10 protein-coding genes are annotated in these 19,228 nt (G+C 58.2%); 8 read left to right on the plus strand and 2 right to left on the minus strand.

All coding sequences use genetic code 11. The annotated features are described in order from the left end of the window. Nucleotides 1-179: 179 nt before the first annotated feature. The 7 genes from EXY20_RS16640 to EXY20_RS16670 all read left to right on the plus strand — a co-directional run bounded on the left by EXY20_RS16640 (nucleotide 180) and on the right by EXY20_RS16670 (nucleotide 12,967). The gene (locus EXY20_RS16640) at nucleotides 180-1,076 is read left to right on the plus strand and encodes an ABC transporter permease (protein WP_135553145.1); all 897 of its coding nucleotides are present in this window, start codon (nucleotides 180-182) and stop codon (nucleotides 1,074-1,076) included. A gap of 14 nt (nucleotides 1,077-1,090) precedes the next feature. Then, nucleotides 1,091-1,981 carry a carbohydrate ABC transporter permease gene (locus EXY20_RS16645; RefSeq protein ID WP_135553147.1) on the plus strand — a complete coding sequence of 297 codons (891 nt, stop codon included), beginning with the start codon at nucleotides 1,091-1,093 and terminating at the stop codon, nucleotides 1,979-1,981. Nucleotides 1,982-2,012: 31 nt separating this feature from the next. Continuing rightward, on the plus strand, nucleotides 2,013-3,725 hold the full coding sequence (locus EXY20_RS16650) for an extracellular solute-binding protein (RefSeq protein ID WP_167859298.1): 1,713 nt from the start codon (nucleotides 2,013-2,015) through the stop codon (nucleotides 3,723-3,725). 25 nt (nucleotides 3,726-3,750) lie between these two features. Further along, complete coding sequence (locus tag EXY20_RS16655) at nucleotides 3,751-5,898, plus strand: FG-GAP-like repeat-containing protein (RefSeq protein WP_167859299.1); 2,148 nt, start codon at nucleotides 3,751-3,753, stop codon at nucleotides 5,896-5,898. A 30-nt stretch (nucleotides 5,899-5,928) separates the two neighbouring features. After that, nucleotides 5,929-7,311 (plus strand): sulfatase-like hydrolase/transferase, encoded by a 1,383-nt coding sequence (locus EXY20_RS16660; RefSeq protein WP_135553153.1) that lies wholly within the window; start codon nucleotides 5,929-5,931, stop codon nucleotides 7,309-7,311. A gap of 74 nt (nucleotides 7,312-7,385) precedes the next feature. Continuing rightward, complete coding sequence (locus tag EXY20_RS40430; RefSeq protein WP_135553155.1) at nucleotides 7,386-10,577, plus strand: glycosyl hydrolase family 2 protein; 3,192 nt, start codon at nucleotides 7,386-7,388, stop codon at nucleotides 10,575-10,577. Then, nucleotides 10,574-12,967, plus strand: coding sequence for a family 78 glycoside hydrolase catalytic domain (locus tag EXY20_RS16670; protein ID WP_135553158.1), 2,394 nt, complete (start codon nucleotides 10,574-10,576; stop codon nucleotides 12,965-12,967). Before EXY20_RS40430 ends, EXY20_RS16670 begins: the two co-directional genes overlap by 4 nt. Before the next feature lie 943 nt (nucleotides 12,968-13,910). Here EXY20_RS16670 and EXY20_RS16675 read toward each other — a convergent pair. Together EXY20_RS16675 and EXY20_RS16680 are read right to left on the minus strand one after the other, a co-directional pair. Continuing rightward, nucleotides 13,911-15,536, minus strand: a complete 1,626-nt coding sequence (locus EXY20_RS16675; RefSeq protein WP_135553160.1) for a response regulator transcription factor — start codon at nucleotides 15,534-15,536, stop codon at nucleotides 13,911-13,913. A 250-nt stretch (nucleotides 15,537-15,786) separates the two neighbouring features. Next, a complete protein-coding gene (locus tag EXY20_RS16680) occupies nucleotides 15,787-17,607 on the minus strand; it encodes a sensor histidine kinase (RefSeq protein WP_135553162.1) in 1,821 nt (606 codons plus the stop codon). 232 nt (nucleotides 17,608-17,839) lie between these two features. Here EXY20_RS16680 and EXY20_RS16685 point away from each other — a divergent pair, with 232 nt between their 5' ends. Then, nucleotides 17,840-19,207, plus strand: coding sequence for an ABC transporter substrate-binding protein (locus EXY20_RS16685; protein ID WP_135553164.1), 1,368 nt, complete (start codon nucleotides 17,840-17,842; stop codon nucleotides 19,205-19,207). Nucleotides 19,208-19,228 lie beyond the last annotated feature (21 nt).

The raw sequence follows: 19,228 nt of genomic DNA on the forward strand, positions 1-19,228 counted from the left end.
CCCTCTTCTTTTTTTGCCGCCAAACACGGGGCGCGCCGCTTGCTGTCATGCACGGAACATGGAGGTATTTGCCACATCATGATCGGAACATGCAAGCGATCATCGGAATATTTACGGTGCGGAAGGCGGCGGTTATACTTCGACTGTGCAAAGGCCCGTTGACAGAGGGGGTGAAACGAATGGCGGGGTCACGGTTGAAGCGGACATGGCCGCTATATGTGTTGGTGCTGCCGGCGATTGTTTATTATGTCCTATTCCAGTATGTACCGATGTACGGGGTGCAAATCGCTTTTAAGCAATATGTGGTCACGAAAGGAATATGGGGCAGCGATTGGGTGGGGTTCGATCAGTTCGTGCGGTTTTTTCAGTCGTATTACTTCGGACGACTGCTCCGCAACACATTGCTCATCAGCTTATTCCAGCTGGCATTGTTCCCGGTGTCCGTCCTGGTGGCGCTGTCGCTGAACGAGCTGGTGAACGGCAAGTATAAAAAATTCGTGCAGACGGTCACCTATGCCCCCCACTTCATCTCCACGGTTGTGATGAGCGGCATGATCATCGCTTTCCTGAGTCCGAGTACGGGGATTGTGAACAAATTCGTGTCATGGCTCGGCGGCGACCCGATTTCGTTCATGACCAAACCGGAGTGGTTCAAAAGCATTTTTGTACTCAGCGGCGAGTGGCAGAATCTCGGCTGGGGGGCTATCATTTATTTGGCAGCGCTGACCGGGATCAATCCGGAGCTTCACGAAGCGGCTACCGTCGATGGCGCCAGCCGGATGCAGCGCATCCGCCATATCAATCTTCCCGGCATCATGCCAACGATTACGATTCTGCTTATTCTTAATGCGGGCAGCTTCATGTCCATCGGCTTCGAGCGGGTCTATCTGCTGCAGAACACCTTGAACTTGCAAGCATCGGACGTCATTCAGACGTATGTGTATCGCAGCGGATTGATCGATGGGCAATATAGCTTCTCGAGTGCCGTAGGGCTGTTCAATTCGGCGGTCAATCTCGTCCTTCTGTTGATTGTCAATCAGACCGCGCGAAGATTCAGCAGCACCAGTCTGCTATAGGAAGGGGGGGCCGTATGAACCATCGCTTGTCGGATCGGGCGTTCGTCGCGATCAACTACGCTTTTACGGCGCTCATGCTGGTTGTGGTGCTGTACCCGCTCATCTACATCATCAGCGCTTCCGTCAGCAACCCGCTCTACGTCAATTCGGGCCACATGTGGTTATGGCCCGAGCAGGTAACGTTTGAAGGCTATAAGCGGGTTTTCCAAAACGCGGACATTTGGCGAGGGTATCGGAACACCATCGGTTATACGCTTCTAGGCACGGGCATCCATCTGGCGATTTTGCTGCCCTGCGCCTTTGCTCTATCCCGCAAGGAGATGCGCGGCAGAACCGCTATCATGGTGTTTATGCTGGCGACGATGTTTTTTAACGGCGGGCTCATCCCCAATTATTTGCTGGTCAAACAATTGGGCATGATGGATTCCTTGTGGGCGATTGTCGTGCCGAATGCAGTCGGCATTTGGGCGATCGTCGTGACCCGGACGTTTTTTGCGGCGAATGTCCCGCAGGAGCTGCAGGAAGCCGCGGAAATCGACGGGTGCCGGCTGTTCGGCGTTTTCTTCCGCATCGTGCTTCCGCTCTCCGGACCGATTATCGCCGTGATGTCGTTGTTCCATGCGGTGGGGCTCTGGAATCAATACTTTGCAGCCATGATGTATTTGTCCAATCGCGATTTATTTCCGCTGCAGCTCATTTTGCGGGAAATTCTCATTTTGCAGGAAATGAACACGACGATGCTGATGAGCGGCGACCAACTGGACAGTTTGTCGGAGCAAGCCAGAATCGCGGATATCCTGAAATACGCGGTGATGATCGTGTCCGCCTTGCCGTTGCTGATCGCCTACCCGTTTCTTCAGCGTTTTTTCGTGAAGGGCGTGTTGATCGGCTCGCTCAAAGGATAAGACGCATCGGATGCGCGCAAGGAAAGGGGGGATGCTGCGTAAGGCGGCGACAGGGCAGAAGAAGGGGAAGCAATACGATAACGATAAAGACGAGGTGACGGCATCAATGAAAAAGCACGTATGGACGACCGCCGTATTGACGACGGCGCTGGCGGCAACCGTCATAACGGGCTGCGAGTCCCGTTCGACCACGGAAAAGCCGGCGGAAACGACCAAAGCCGAACAGAAAAAGACGCCCGATAATTTAAATTTGAGCGGATTTCCGGTTGTAAGCTCGCCTATCACGCTGACGCTGATGGGTTCCAAAACTGCCAACCAATTGGCGTGGAACGACATGGTGTTTTTTCAGGAAATGGAGAAGCTGACCAACATCAAGTTCACGTTCGATACGCCGGCCGCCGAAAGCTACAAGGAAAAGCTTAATCTCCGCTTCGCAAGCGGCAACTTGCCGGATGTGCTGTTCGGTGCGAACTTGCAGCCGGCGGACGAAATCATGTTCGGCGGCCAGGGCCAACTGATTCCGCTGGAGAAGCTGATCGCGGACTATGCGCCAAACATCCGCAAGCTGCTTGATGACAATCCGGACATACGCCGCAATATAACGACTCCGGACGGACATATTTATTCGTTGCCCTTTATCGACACGCCGGACGCATTCGGCGTTTATCCGAAGCTGTGGATCAATGAAAGCTGGCTGAAGGCGCTGAATTTGCAGATGCCCAAAACGGTCGACGAGTTGATCGCGGTATTGCGGGCATTCAAAAATAACGATCCGAACAAAAACGGCAAACAAGACGAAATTCCGATGTCGTTCAACCTGGCTGCGGCAGGCGGCGTGCCCGATATTCAAAATGTTCTGCTGAACGCTTTCGGGTTTACCGGCCCGATGTCGGTCGACAAGGACAACGTGCGGTTTGCCCCGGCGGCGCCGGAATACAAAGCTTATCTTTCTTTCATGAATCAGCTGTATACCGAAGGGCTTCTGGACAAGGAAGGGTATTCGCAAACGGTCCAGCAAAAAAACGCCAAGGGCAATGCCGGCCGAATCGGCGTATTCGCGGCAGGCGGACCGTTCCAGGTCGTCGGCAACGATCAGGACAAAAACTACAGCATTTTGCCTCCGCTCACGTCGCAGGTAAACGCAACGCCGTTTTCGGTGCGCGCAAACAATTTGACGAAGGGCACGTTTGCCATCACGAAGAGCAATAAAAGTCCGGAAGCGACCATTCGTTGGGTGGACTATTTGTACAGCGCGGAAGGCGCCTTGCTCGCCGCCCAGGGGATCGAAGGCAAGCATTACGAATACGTCGACAACAAGCAGGGGCTGAAAGCGCTGGTTCCGGCCGGCGCCAATCCCGCCGAATTCCGCGGGACGATATCGCCGAACGCGGGTACGTTGATTCCCCGCATCCACGAGCCCGTGCAAAAGTTGAATAACTACAACCTGAAGGAAACGAATCCGCTGAACTACCACATCGAGCAGGAAACGAACAGCAAGCTCAGACCGGTGGCGAGGAACAGCTTCCCCTTGATTTATTTCTCGATGGATCAGCAGCAGCAGCTTAAGGTGCTGGAAACGGATATCACCACGTACGTGAACGAAATGTCGGGCAAATTTACGGTTGGCGATGTGGCGCTGGACAGCAAATGGAACGAGTACACGGCTACGCTCGACAAGATGAACGTGAAGCAGTATGTGAGCATTTACCAGCAAGCGTACAATCAGTGGGCGGGCAAAAAGTAAGATTACGCATGAAGGGGCGATGGGGATGAAAAAGAAGCTGCTGGCAAACGTGCTCGTGCTGTCGATCGCCTGCGGATCCACGGCGGGCGCTGCGCCCGTCACGGAAACGGTGAATTACAGCGGGTTTACCGGCTTTACATCGGTGACGTACACGAGTGAATTTTTGGGGTATCAAGCGGCGATGAACCGCGATTTCACCAACTACGGCTTCGATTTCGATTCCGCCAACGAAAAGGACGACGTCATGCCGATCGTTTGGAGTACCGCCGACATGCGATTCCGTCTGGCGGACGTAGACGGCGACGGCTTGGACGACGCGCTGTATTACAATGTGTCCAGCGGCAGCTTGAAATGGTTTCGTAGCGTAGGCGATGGCACGTTCGGAAGCGTGAATAACGTAACATGGAACGACGGCAAAAACAGCGGCTTCCTCGCAGCCGACTTTAACGGCGATGGGTACGCCGATTTGGGCGCCTTGAAGGTTGCCGGGTCCAGCGCCACGATTACGATCGCTTACGGCAACGGAGCAGGCGCGTTCAGCGGAACGACGGTTGCCACGGGTGTGGCGATTACCGGCGGGCAGCTTGAGGCCGCTGATGTGGACGGCGACAAGCACGCCGACATCATTGTTTATACAGGGTCAACCGGAGCTATCGACGTCTGGTTCGGTGACGGCGCAGGCGGCTTCCCGGCCACCCACAATTCGACCTGGTCCAACACCACAAACCCCGGCACGTTGGTAGTCGGCGATCTGAACCAGGATCGGCGAGCCGATATCGGGCTGTATGATAGCGACGCGAATATGTCAGGATTTGCGTTCCGGATGGGAACAGGCGATGGAGAATTCGGTCCGCTTCCGGGTGGCGAACCCCTCGCACAATACAACATGCAAGCGACGTACAACTGGGCCAATACGGTGAACCCGATCATTCCCCGAATCGGCCAAATAAACGCCGACGGAGCGGCGGACCTTGTCAAGTTCGTTACCAATAATTTACATTTTCGCACCCGATTTGCCTTCAACAAGCACATCGTAGCGAACGACCTGGATGCCTACGATTATTCGGTCCATCTGATCAAGGATGGCTCGGTCTACAAGATGTGGACCGGCGGCCGGTGGAGAACAGTGAAACAGAATGGCGACGAGTGGGTCGCCACTGATGCGGCCAATGCTGACCGTGCGAATCGTGCGTTCGATGGCGACCATATCCTGTACTCCAGTTCATCCGACGGACGGAATTGGTTCCGGCAAGTGAATCGACCGGTCTTCTACAACGGTATGGAAACCGGCTTCACCGGCTGGTGGACGGACAATACGCTGGAGCCCGAGGTCATCAAGGTCGACGGAACTTACTACATGTTCTGGCAATCGGAAATATTCGAAGGCCAGCAAGTAGATACGGGAGAAACGGTTCCGACGAATCCAAATCGTCTGACTCCGAACCATGCCGACCGCATCGGGCTGTCCACTTCCCAAGACGGCACTCACTGGACAAGAGCAAATCTCGACCCGAACAATCCCAATTACGACCCTCTCAATCCAACTGCTATCGACCGCGGCGTCGTCATTAATTTGCCGGCTGCGACCCGGGAGGCGCTGAAGCTGACGCACGAAGAAGTCGTGTATGTGCCGGACGATCCCGACGGCAAAGTGTGGTGGTTGTATGTGGCGACCATTTTGAATGGAGCGGAAAGCGGCCCACACGTGCGATTGCGCTCAAACAATCCATATACGTTCGATTGGAACGATAGGGAAGCTACGACGGGCATGGTCGATTTGGGCAACCAGATCGGCTACGCGGACGAGGCGCCGGGAGGCCGGGTATTTTTCCGCATCAGCTTCAGCAGAGTGCCGGGTCCTACGAAACCGTATGACACTTATCCTTCGATGCAAGTGTCGCGGGACGGCTTGAACTGGTCGATGCCTGGCTTTGTTGAAGGCGGGTTTTCCGCGCATCCGATTCTGGCGGGCAGCGACGGGCCGACCTCGAACAAAAACACGTATTTCCTCGGTATGTCGACGATCGACGGCACGGGGCGGCTGGAGTACGACAGCGCAACCGGTACTTACCATGCCTTTTATGCCGCCGCAACCTCGTACGGCACGCAGCCGACCACCGGCATCGTGAAGGCGGAGATCGGATTGGGCGAGCTGAGCTTTACGATCCAGTAAGCCAGGAATCGACGACGACGGAGGAGCAAGATGGAGAAGACGAATGTGCTGCTTATCGTGTCGGATCAGCTTCGGTATGATTGCATCGGGGCAAGCCGCAAATACCCCGTCCGCACCCCGAATCTGGATCGGCTGGCCGGCGAGGGAATATGGTTCGCCAACGCCTACACGCACATTCCCTTATGCTGTCCGGCACGGCAAAGCTTATTGAACGGCAGGCGACCCGAAACATTCGGGTCGCTCTGGAATTATGATCTTGGCCCGCCGATTCCCCCCCTGGACCCTGACACGTACGCATGGCCCAAGGAGCTGCAGCGGGCCGGATATGAGACGGCCTATCTCGGCAAGTGGCATGTACACCCCGAATACGATCCGACCAGCTATGGCTATGACGAGTACGTTTCCTTGCAGGATTACAAGGCGTACCGTGACGATCGATACGGGGTCACGGAGTATCGCCATGGCTTCTTCGGCGACACCGACCCGGTACCGATCGAGGATTCCCGCACCCACTGGATGGCTCGGCGGACCATCGGCTTGCTGGAGCGGTACGGGCGGAATCGTTCCGTGCCATGGCACGTCCGGCTCGATTTCGACGAGCCGCATCTGCCATGCCGACCGAGCGAACCGTTCGCTTCCCGGTATGATCCGGCCGCCGTACCGCCTTGGGACAATTTCGCCGATTCGTTCGCGAACAAGCCGTATATTCAGCGGCAGCAGCTGCTCAATTGGGGCGTCGAGCGCTACGAATGGTCCGATTGGGCACCGACCGTCGCCCGTTATTACGCGTTGATCAGCCAAATGGACGACGCGATCGGGACGATCCTCGATTATTTGGATCGTTCGGGTATGGGCGCGAACACGCTCGTTATCGTGACCGCCGATCATGGCGACATGTGCGGCGCCCATCGCATGATGGATAAACATTGTGTCATGTACGAGGACGTTGTCCACGTTCCCTTGATCATTCGCGGCAAGGGCGTCGCTCCCGGACAAGTGCGGGAGGAGCCGGTGTACAACCTGCTCGATTTGCCGCCGACGCTTGCGGAACGGCTTGGATTCGCCCCCGGCGACTTCCAGGGCCGCTCGCTTGTGCCGCTGTTTCAGGGCCCGGCCCTGGAATGGCGCGAGGAAATTGTCTCGACTTATAACGGCCAGCAGTTCGGTCTGTTCCTGCAGCGGATGATTGCGAAAGGGCGCTGGAAGCTGGTGTGGAACCCGACGGATGTGGATGAGCTCTATGACTTGCAGCAAGATCCCGCGGAACTGAACAACCGCATCGGCGATGCGGCGGTGCAAGACGTCGTTGCCGCACTTCGCAGCCGTCTGTACGAGATTTTGCTGCAAGAAGGCGACAGGGTGGTGGCGAATCCCTGGATGAAGCGGCAGCTGCTGGGCGGTCACAAATTGTAGAAGCCCGGGTGCGGCTGCCGATCGGATGGCAGCCGGCCATCGCGCAGCGTAGAGAGAACAAGGAGGGCAAGCGGATGCAACCATCGCTGTACGAACGATTCTTGAAACCGGCGAACGCGTTTCGCGGCAAACCGTTATGGTCGTGGAACGGCAAGCTCGATCGGGAGCGTTTGCTGGAGCAAATCCGCGCTTTCCGGGAGATGGGGTTTGGCGGCTTTTACATGCATTCCCGGGTCGGGCTGCAAACCGAGTATTTGGGCGAAGAATGGATGGAACTGACCCGCGCCTGCGCGGAAGAAGCGCAGCGGCTCGGCATGGAGGCGTGGCTGTACGACGAGGATCGATGGCCGAGCGGGACGGCGGGCGGCATGGCGACCCGGGAGCCGCAATATCGGTTGAAGTTTATTCGGGCCGATCTGGAGGCAACGGACGCCTTTTGCTGGACGGAGCAAACGGTGGCGGCCTTTTATTGCCGGCTGGACGGCGTGAACGTATACGACTGCGTGCAATTGCATCGCGATTCCACGCCCCTGCTGCCGCCTTCCGAGGGAGGTGTCGCGCTTGCCTTTCGAACGACCGAAATGGCTTCTACCTCCTTCTACAACGGCTCCACGTATTTGGACACCCTCAACCTTGAGGCAACGGAGCATTTTCTGGCCTTGACGCACGAGAAGTACAGCCAGTCCTGCGGGGATTTGTTCGGGGGGAGCATTCAGGGGATTTTTACGGATGAACCGCACAGAGGATCGTTGCTCGACGGATTCGGCATTGCGAATCCGGACAAGGAGAGGCATGTGCCGTGGACCTACGATCTGTTCGAGCGGTTTCAAGAGGCGTTCGGATACGACTTGCTTCCCCGTTTGCCGGAGCTTTTTTTTCGCCTGAACGGCCAGGTCGTTTCGCAGGTGAAATGGCATTATGTCGAATTGCTGCAGCGGATGTTTCTCGAAAATTTCGCCGAGCCTGTGCAGAGGTGGTGCAAGCGGCACGGTCTTCGTTTGACCGGGCACGTGCTGCATGAGGATTCGCTGACTGCCCAGACGGCGATGTCCGGTTCGGTCATGCGTTACTACGAGTATATGGAGGAACCTGGCATTGACGTGCTGACGGAAGGGAACCGTTGCTACTGGATTGCCAAGCAGCTCGCTTCCGTCGCCCGGCAGTTGAATAAACGATGGCTGTTCTCCGAGCTTTACGGAGCGACCGGCTGGCAGCTGTCGTTCGAAGGACACAAGGCGGTAGGAAATTGGCAGGCGTTGTTCGGGATCAACGCCCGCAGCCACCATCTTGCCTGGTACACCATGGAGGGAGAGTCGAAGCGCGATTTTCCCGGCACCATCGGACCGCAATCCGCCTGGTGGCGGGAATACGAATCGGTTGAAACGTATTTCTCGCGCATCGGGGCGGCGATGTCGGAAGGAACGCCGGTTTGTGACGTATTGGCGCTGAACCCGGTGGAGAGTGTATGGTCCCAGGTATACTGCGGATGGTCCTCCATGCTCGCGACAGCTTCTCCCGAAGTGATCGCGATCGAACGAAGCTACCAGGAGCTGTTTCATTGGCTGACGGGAAGCCAAATCGACTTCGATTACGGGGATGAGCATCTGCTGGCAAAGTACGGCTCCGTCGAGGCCGATGCATCGGGCGTTCCCGTGCTTCGGGTCGGGGCGGCGTCGTACCGCGTCGTGATCGTGGCCGGCATGTTGACGATCCGCTTGTCGACCTTGCGGCTGCTTCACGCTTTCCTGGACGCGGGGGGCCAAGTTGTCGTCGCCGGTTCAATGCCGGCATATGTGGATGCATTGCCCTCGGAGGACGCTGTTCGGCTCCTGGATCGAGCGATGCCTATGGAATGGCGCGAAGCTTCCGTCGCCCAGGCCTGCGCATCATCCTTGCGCATCCGTGCGCAAGCGCACGCGGCGGCAACGGACGAACCGGTCCGCGATTTATTGTGTCACATTCGCCAGGTTGAAGATGGCCATATCGTGATGTTTCTGAACGTAGACCGCGACCGCTGGCAGCATAACGTGCGGCTGCGGGTGAACCTGCGCGGCGCAGTGGAGCAGTGGGATGCGCTAACCGGGCAACGATCGCGCATCGCGGCTGATGCAACAGCGGACGGAATGGAAATGGTGACGGACTTTCCTCCGTCGGGAGAACGGCTGTATTACATTCGCGAGCAAGCTGACGAAGCGGTGCCTCTCCAGCCGATCGGCAAAGAAGCGATGGCGGGGCAATGGAACGGACCGTTCTCGTACCGGCTCAGCGAACCGAATGTATGCGTGCTGGATCGGGCAACTTATCGGATCGACGACGGAGAGTGGCAGGCGGAGAGCGAATTGCTTCGCGTGGACCGGGCTTTGCGCGATCATTACCGGGTGGAGCGGCGCAACAACAAAATGGTGCAGCCGTGGTACGCCCGCACGCACGGCCTGTGGCCGGACCAACCGCTTGGCCGCATCGCGCTGCAATTCCGGTTCCTGATCGAACCGGGCGAGGGCCTCCTGGACGACAACGGAGCATGGTGGCATCTGGCCATGGAGCATCCGGCAAACGTCAAGGTTTTCGTCAATGATGAATTGCTGTCGCGCCATCCGGCGGAGGCCACATGGGTAGATCCTTGCTTTGAGCTGCTGCCTGTGCCTCTTTCCATGCTGCGCGAAGGAGACAACCGGATCGTGCTGGAGACGACGTTCCATGAGCGCACGGACTTGGAGGCCGTTTATTTGCTTGGCGATTTCGGTGTTATGACCGAAGGTGCGGAGAAACGCATCACTTCGCTGCCGGGGAGGCTGGCGATCGGCGACTTGACGCGTCAGGGGCTGCCTTTTTATGGCGGGATGATCGCTTATCACCTGGAGACGGCCGGGCGGCAGGCTACGGACGGCGACATCTCGCCAGACGATGTTCACCTGCTCCGGCTTCCGGCAATCGATGGCGCATGCGCCAAGGTCGTATCGGCGAATGGCCCGGCGCGGACGATGCCATGGACGCCTTACGAGGCGGACATCACGGAAGAGGTGCGTGCGGGCAGCGACCTGGAGCTGCAGCTATTTTTGACGCGGCGCAACACGTTCGGCCCGCTGCACATGGTACCGGCCCGCAGCAATGCGTATTCGCCCGAGCATTTCCATACGTCGGGAGAGCGGTATACCGACGGCTATTCGTTATGGCCTGCCGGCATTCCCGCGCCTCCGCAGCATTTCGTTCGGCGTCATATTCCGGCGGGAACGATTTCCGACCGGGGAGAGGAGCGTAGCCCATGATCCATGTACCGGCATTTTGGCACCCGCGCCCGTCGCGCGAGCAAAACGTATACATCGCGTTCCAGGCCAATCTGCGTCTTTCCGCGTCGCAGCAAATAGCGGTTCATCTGTTCGGATGCGACACGTACCGGTTGTATTGCGATGGGGAGGAAGCTGGCGAGGGTCCCGCGCGATTCGCCGAAGCAAGGCCGGAGTACGATGTTTTTTCGCTGGCGCTTCCGGCGGGCGAACACACGCTGACGATCGTCGTTCACTATTACGGCGTTGCGACGCGGATGAGCGCCAACCAGCTGCCGCCGTTTGTTCAGGTCGAGGTGCTGGACGCAAGCGGCCCGCTTTCACTGATATGGCGGTGTCAGGAACTTGCGGCTTTCCGGCCGATGGGACGCAGAGTCAACGGGCAGCTTGGTTGGGCCGAACTGTGCGATACCCGCTTGCTGCCGGACTGGAGCTTCGACGAGGCAGGGGCTGCATCGTCGGTGCAGGCCGATTGGCATTCTATTGCGGTCGTCCAGCCATGGGAAGGCAGACGACAGCCGGTTTACGGTCGCAACCCGCTTGCCGCATGCCGGAATGATGTCGTTCATTCGGCCATGATCGGCAGCGGCGTGTATACGGACCGGTTCGGCTACGAGATGGACGATCCGCCGGTCCGGTTCCTGCTCAGAGACTTTCAGACGGCGACGACTGCAGACGGCGTCTGGTATCGTTTCGATTTTGGCAAGGTGGGATTGTATCGACCTGCTCTCGATCTGGAGCTTCCGGAAGGAACGAAGGTAGAGGCGGGCTACAGCGAATATTTGACGGATGGCCGCGTCGTGCCGGTTATAACATTTTCCGCCAGTTCTTCCTGTCATCTGGATCGGTGGATTGCCAAGGGCGGCCGGCAAACGTTGTCCACTTTTTCGCCAAGGGGGTTCCGCTTTCTGGAACTGCATATCGCGGCGCCTCTCAAGACTGTCGCCGTTCATGAAGTTGCGGCCCGGCAAAGAACCTATTTCGGTTCCCCGATCGGGTGCTTCACAAGCAGCGATCCGCTGCTGGACCGGATCTGGCGTGCAGGCGTGGAGACGCTGCAAGCGTGCAGCGAGGATGCGCTGACCGATACGCCGACGCGCGAACGGGGGCAATGGTTGGGTGACGCTGTCGCGGTCGGCATGGAGACGCTTGGCGTGGCGTACGGCGATTTGAGTTTGATTCGCAGAAGTTTGGAGCAAGCCGCGCTCAGCAGGCGCGATGACGGCATGATCATGGGCTGCTACCCCGGACAGATTATTCCGGTTTCGTCGTATGCCATGTTATGGGTAACGGGGTGCATGCGGTACTTCCGCCTCACCGGCGACAAGGCCTTCATCCGGTCGCACTTTCAAGCGGCCAACGATGTCGTCGACTTCTACTTGTCCTGTTTATCCGAAGTCGGCATTGCCCGGTTCCCTTACTGGGATTTCGTCGATTGGGGGCATATCGTTGCGAAGGACGAGGTCAACATTGCGCTTAATGTGCTCGTATGGAAGGCGCTTGGCGATGCCGCGGATTGGGCGGACGCACTTGGCGAAGCGGCACTCGGCCGGCAACGGTTTGAGCAGCGCGACCATCTGGAGGCGATCATTCGCGGAAAGCTAATGACAGCCAGGGGATTGCTGCCGACCGCATTGCCGATCGACGGCGTTGGGGCTGGAACGTCTGCCGGGGCCGAGCCGGGTTATCATGCCAACGTGCTGGCACTTGCTTTCGGGCTGTTTTGCGGCGAAGAGCGCCAAACGGCTGCGGAATGGATCAAGCAGCACATGCTGAGCTGCTTTCCCAACCGGCCGGACGCTCCGCGTCTCTCTCATCCTGCCGCCAACCATCCGCAGCTGATCACCCCGTATTTCGGCCACTTTGCGCTGGCTGCTTTGCTGGATGAAGGGGAAGCCGATTTTGTACTGGACCAGTACCGGACCTGCTGGGGGTGGATGCTGGAGCAAGGAGCGACGACCTTGCTGGAAGTGTTCGACCATCGATGGAGCCATTGCCATGCTTGGTCGGGTTGCCCGTCCTGGCAGCTGTCGCGTTATTTTCTTGGACTGCATGCTAGATCGGCAGGGGCAGGAGAAAGGGAATGGGAATGGGAAGGGGAGCCGCCCATGTTCGAGTTCCGTCTGCTTACGGGTTCGTTGACGCATGCGGCAGGGGAAGTGCCCATTGTCGGAACGTCCGACAAGATCAGAATTTCCTGGCGGCGAACGGAGGATGGCATCCGCTACGAATGCGACAGCGACCGGGAGATTGCGATTCGTTTTCCATCCGATTCGCATTACCGCCTTACGTTGCTCGAGCCGCAGACTGACGCGGCGTCTTCCAATCCGTTTATGACTCGCGGCTTCCGGTTCAAGGTTCTTTTGAACTAACTTGATATTTTCTGACGAAAAAACCACAATGCGTTCCTCATCGCTTTGTGGTTTTAATTATGGATCAGTACTGCTATGGACTGACCGCATTGCCCGAATTCGCGGTGTCACCACAGTCGTTTATGGTGTTTATGGGGGCGATGCAGAGTACAATTTTATATACGGGGAGTGGTGATGTAAAGCAGGTTTTTGATCGAAAGGGCAGTGTGATACCTCCCTCTGGGAGCTCAAACAATCCGCAGAGCATGAACTGCGGTGAAGCAATTTCCAAGTGTTGTTCCGCTGACAAGCGTTATAAATAAAAAACGGTTTCACAGCCCGTTTGACCTCATACCTTGTTGATGTCTAGTTTTTCGCTCTTCCCCGGATGCTTCTCGCGATTGAAAAAAATGTGGTTGTATTTTTCAGGTACATTTTTGCCACGGTAAATCATGGAACGCCTCACTCGGTCTGGCCCCCCCTCATAGTTCAACTCCGTTTTTATGCAAAATGGTATGGCTCAAAGTCTCCTCTGACGACGTTCGCCTACGAAAGAACGAGGGCAACCGACGCCACACCGACCAAAACGCTGGAGTTCCGCCTTGTCTCGGTTGCCGGAACAATACGGACGCGCTGGAACCATCTCAAATAGCCAGTGAAAAATGGCTTATTTGCCCGATTTCAGGTGCCACGTAAAAAATAGCCAGTGAAAACATGGCTTATTTCGCCCGAATCGGCCCCCAAAGGGAGTGATTCGGGGAAATAACCAGTGAAATCGCTTGCTATTTGGTGACGGGGGTTCACTTTTAGCCGAATAGCCAATAAAACATGGCTTATTTCGAGCGAAGAGCGTATGGGAGGGGGAACGAGAGCGGCTCCGCTATGCCTGGCGAGGGCGTTCGGCCGTTTGCGCCGCGCCTTGCGATGACTCCGGCAAAAGTCATCCGCTCCGCGCACTCGTCGTTCACGGCTTCGCGTACTTCTCTTGGTATTCGCCCGGCGGCACCTGGTAGTGCTGCTTGAACACGTAAGAGAAGTGCTTCACGCTGACATATCCAACCTTCTCCGCGACGTCGTACACTTTCACCGGCGGCTTCGCCTGCAGCAGCTTGGCCGCTTGCTCCATGCGCACGCGGGTAACGAACTTGATGTACGACTCGCTGACGCTTTTGTTGAACAGGTTGCTCAAATAGCCGGGCGACACGCCGATTTGTTCGGCGACGAGCGCGAGGCTGAGCGGTTCCGCGTAATGGTCGCAGATGTAAGCTTTCGCCAGCGACACGATGTCGTGCTCGTTTGCCGCCTGCGGCGGATCGGCGGCGTCCGCCGCCCCGGCAAGCTGCGCGAGCCGCCGAAACAGCGCGGCGGTTTCCTCCGGGGCAACGGCGTCATCGGGCTCGCGCGGCGCGGCAAACCGCCACAGCGCCTGCATCGCGGCTTCGCCCCGGTCGCCGGCAGCAGCCGGCGCGACGCGCTGCAAGCTTTGCAGCAAGTACACGCCGCAGGCCAGCGTGTCCGTCACATTCGCCGGCGCGGCCAGCTCGGCGTACTGGCGCGCGGCCGCACTGCAGCCGGCAACGCTTTGATCGAGCAGCGCCGACTGGATGGCGGATACCGCCAGGTCGAGCTGCTGCAGCGCCGGCTCCTGCTCGGTCCCGCCGGCGCAGGCGTACAGCGCGCCGCCGCCGTGAAGCAGGCGCCGCTTCAGCATGCGCCGCGCCCGCCGGTACGACACGCCGAGCTGCTGCACGTCGCTTTCGCACGAGCCGACCGCGCCGGTGACGCTCATTCCGGTCAAGCGGCCGATGGCGTCGCGAACGCGCTCGTAGAAGCCGCGGCAGCGCGCCAGCACGTCCGCTTCGTTGTCGCCGGCCAGCAGCGCCGCCGTTGTCTGCTCGCCGTCGACGAACACCGTCGTCGACGGCGAGCCTTCGGCCAACTCGCTTGCCACCTGATGCACGATAAAGCGGTACAACGCGACTTCGCCGGGCGCGACTTTTTTCGCCAACAGCCGGTCGACGTCGAGATCGAGCACGAGGATGGCGCCTTCGGCCTCGATCAGGCTGACCTTCAGCCGGTAGATCAGCGGATATAGGGTCTTGATTTCCACGCTGTTGTCGGACACGATCGCCTGGAGGAAATGGTTGACGACCTGCCGTTTCGTATCGGCGGATACGCTGCGCATCGCCATGTCGGCGAGCGCTTCGGTCCGTTTGGCGTCGAGCTCGCCGGCGACTTTGCCGAGCATGCCGGCCAATTCCTCGCGCACGATCGGCTTGAGCAAATAATCGTTCACGCCGTAGCGGATCGCTTCACGGGCCAGCGCAAACTCGTCGTACCCGGACAAAATGACGATTTTCCGCTGCGGCGACTGTTCAGCGGCTCGGCGAATAAATTCGAGCCCGTCCATGACCGGCATCTTGATGTCGGTGACGATCAGGTCGACGGGCGCGGCGGCCAGCGCCTCGAGCGCTTCGCGGCCGTCGCCCGCTTCGGCGCTCACCTGCCAGTCCGGATGCAGCTGCGGAATGACCGCTTTCAAATACTCCCGCGTTACCGGTTCATCGTCCACTACGAGCACCGTATACATGGATTCACCCCCATTATGGTCAGCGTAAGCGATACCATCAGCATTTGAAACTAGAAATCACCAGGAACTAGACGGCAGTCCGGTAGGCTTAACGGGAAAACCTCCCGTTATTTTTTCATTTTTTGCTGAATAATGAGAAATAACTGGAAAACCTCCCGTTATTTTCGTGCCTTTGTCCACTTTTCGGCTAAATCGCGAAAATTAACGGGAGGTTTTCCTGTTATTCGCCTAAAGTGGCGTCATCTCCAAGCTACTCCTCCGGCGGCAGCGCCACTTCGACCGTCGTGCCGGCACCTTCGGCGCTGACGACCGACAAGCCGTAAGCCGCGCCGTACCTTGCTTTGATCCGCCGGTTGACATTCACCAGCCCGATGCCCGTATGCGGCTCCTGCTTGCCGTCCTTTCGCTCCCGATCGAAGCCGTCGCCGCCTCCTGCGGACACGTCCGCCGCAACCGGCAACGCCGTACCGGCCGCGGCTTCGTCGGCCGACGCCAGCTTTCCTTGCAAGGCGGCGAGCGCCCGGGCATCCATGCCGAGCCCGTCGTCCGCTACGCAAATGAGCAGCCGGTCGGCCATTAGCCGCGAATAGACGCGGATCGCGGTCGGCTCCTTCTTCCGCTCGCAGCCGTGGATGACGGCATTCTCCACAATCGGCTGCAGCAGCAGCGCGGGGATGCGCCTTGCAGCGAGCGCCGGATCGATGTCGAGCGCATAGGTCAGCCTGCCTTCGTACCGGCTGCTCTGGATGCCGAGATACGCGTGCAGCAGATCGATTTCCCGCTGCAGCGGCACTTCCTTGTCCCACGTCGTAAGGCTGCGCAGCATGCTGCTCAGCTTGTTGATGTGGTCGATCGCCTTCTCCTGCTTGCCCGCCTGCATCGTCAAGCTGATCATGTTCAGCGTGTTGAAAATAAAATGCGGCCGAATCTGGTTGAACAGCGTGTTGATTTGCGCTTCTTTCTGCAGCAGCTTCGCTTCGTATACCTCTTTCACAAGCTGCGTGTTGCGCTGCAGCATGTCGTTGATTTTGGCCATAAGCGCGTTGAACGAAGCGCCGAGGTAGCCGATTTCGTCCCGCCGGCTGCCGCCGAACTGCACTTCCAGATTGCCGTGTTCGACTTCCTTCATGAGGCGGACGATTGCCAGCAGCGGGCGCATGAACTGGCGGACGAACAGGAACAGCACTACAATCGCAAGCAACGACGAGGCGACGGCGAACAGGAAGGCGGTGTTGCGCGTATGCATCGCCTGGCGGTTCATTTCCTTGACCGAGTTGACGGCAACGACTTGCCAGCCGACGCGCGACACGGGAATGGAGCTGACGATGTAACCCGCGCGATTGGCGCTGCCGGCAATCGCCTTGTCCTTGTCGCTCGCGGAGTACACGACGTTGTTCTTGTCGTCGAGGATAAGCAGGCCGCCGTCTTCTCCCATGTTCGCCCGCGAGCTGATGTCGACGATGCCGTTGTAGTTGGCGTCGACCTTGATGACGCCGAGCACCTGCTGCGTGCGGGTGCTGACCAGCCGCCGGACGACGGAGATGACGCTGACGCTCTGGTCGCCGCCGATCTGCTGCATGTGCGACGGGACGAATACATAATCCTGGGTATTCATCGCTTCCCGGTACCAATCGCTGTTCTGCGGATTCGTCTCCTGGCTGCCGCCCGAAGGAATGCGCCCGCTCGAATACGTTTCGTCGGTAATGATCGAGACGCGCAAAATATCCTTGCGCGGATAAATCATCATTTCCTCCAAATATGTTTCGACCAGCCTGCGTTTGTTGAGTTCCTCCAGCTCGCTGTCCGGGCCGTCCTGCTCGAGCGCGGCCATTACGCCGGCGTTGCGGTAAGGCGCCAGTGTCAGACGGAACAGGTCGTCCAGGTAGGTATCGATATTCAGCGACACCTGCTCGATGATCTGGTTCACCTTGTCCGTCGACTGGCGTTCAAAATCTTTCGTATACTGCGTGTAGGACAAATACGATTCGACGAAAACGGAGCCGAGAATAAGCAGGGCGGTTATCGTCAACAGCTTGAGCTTGACGCTCCAGTCGCGGTATTTTTTGACCATGGCCGGGTCCTCGCCCCTTTCGCTTCATACCGCTCTATTAATGGTATACGATAGCGCTTGCGATCTGTAAACCGGATGTGCGGAACTGGGGGCGAATTGTGAAAAAAACGTACCATCAGCAGCGATTTCCGGTATTTCGCGGCGAAGAGGGGCCGGTTATGATGAAGGGGCAGATCAGCATTTCGAGGGGTTGGCCGTCAGCGGCCCAAACAATCGTTAAGGAGGAAATCCCGTGGTTCGCAAAAGCATGCTCGTTTCGCTCGGCTTGATCGTTATGGCGGGAAGCGTCGCCGCTTGCGGCGGCGGCGGCGGCAAAGACAAGGCGGCCGCCAGCGCCACGCCGGCGCAATCGGCGAAACCGTCCGCATCCGCTTCCGCATCGCCGTCCGAAGCGCCTAAAGAGAAGGTGAAGCTGAAGTTTTTCACCGGCAAGGTGGAGACGGTCGACCTGATGAACGACCTGATCGCCAAGTTCAACAAAGAGAATCCGAACATCACGGTCGAGCAGGAATACCAGAAGGACGCCAGCAACGTCATCAAGGTGAAGTTTGCCTCCGGCGACGTACCGGACATTACGACTGTCGTTTCCCAGGATTACATCGATCAGGGCAAATACCTCGACTTGTCCGGCGAGTCGTTCTGGTCGCGCGTGGTTCCGGCAATCAAGGACTTGTCCACCGACGTCAAAACCGGCAAACAGTTCAAAGTCGCAACGAACATGACGATGGGCGGCATTTTCTACAACAAAAAAATATTCGCCGAGCTCGGCCTGAAGGAAGCGCTCACCTGGGCGGACTTCAAGCAAAATCTGGCGACGGTGAAGGCGAAAAAGCCCGACGTGACGCCGATGTTCCTCGCCGGCAAAGATTCGTGGACGCTCGGCCATCTGATCGAGTTTATGGCGCACGGCGTGATCAAGCAGCAGTACGGCGTCAATCCGTCGCGGCTGGCGTTCATCAACAACGACGCGAGCAAGCTGTCGTTCGACAAGCCGGGCGGCGCGATCGACGCTTTTGCCGGCCGGCTGCTGGAGCTGAAGAACGACGGCCTGATCAACAAGGACGCGCTGACGGCGACGTACGACAACCAGAAGGAAACGTTCGTCGCGGGCAAAACGGCGGTCATCAGCCAGGGCATGTGGGTGCTCGGCGACTTGCTGACGCTGAAGCCGGCGATCAAGGACGATATCGGATTCAGCCCGTTCCCGGCAATTGTCGACGGCACGAAGCCGGTAGTGTTGTCGGCGGAGGATTCCTCCTATGCCATTACGTCCGGTTCGAAGCATCCGGCGGAAGCGAAGAAGTTTCTCGAGTTTCTGTTCAAGCCGGAAAATCTGAAAGCGTACAGCGAATTTCTCAAATCGCCGCCGGCGTTTACGGACGTCTCCGCGGACTGGGGACCGCTGAAGGACCAGGCGGCTGCCGCGCTCAAGACGGGCGTCAACATCGCTTTCACCGACACGCCTTCCGGCTTCTCCGGCGACGATGCCGGCCGGATGGTGCAGGAGCTGCTGGCGGGCAAATACGCGGCTTCGCTCGATTTTGCCAAGGCGTACAAGGACGCTTGGGACAAAGCCTGGAACGCCACGAACAAAAAATAGGCGCCGTTCGGCGGAGCGCGC

Source organism: Paenibacillus cymbidii (assembly GCF_004764705.1).
GTDB classification, from domain to species: Bacteria; Bacillota; Bacilli; order Paenibacillales; family NBRC-103111; genus Paenibacillus_AN; species Paenibacillus_AN cymbidii.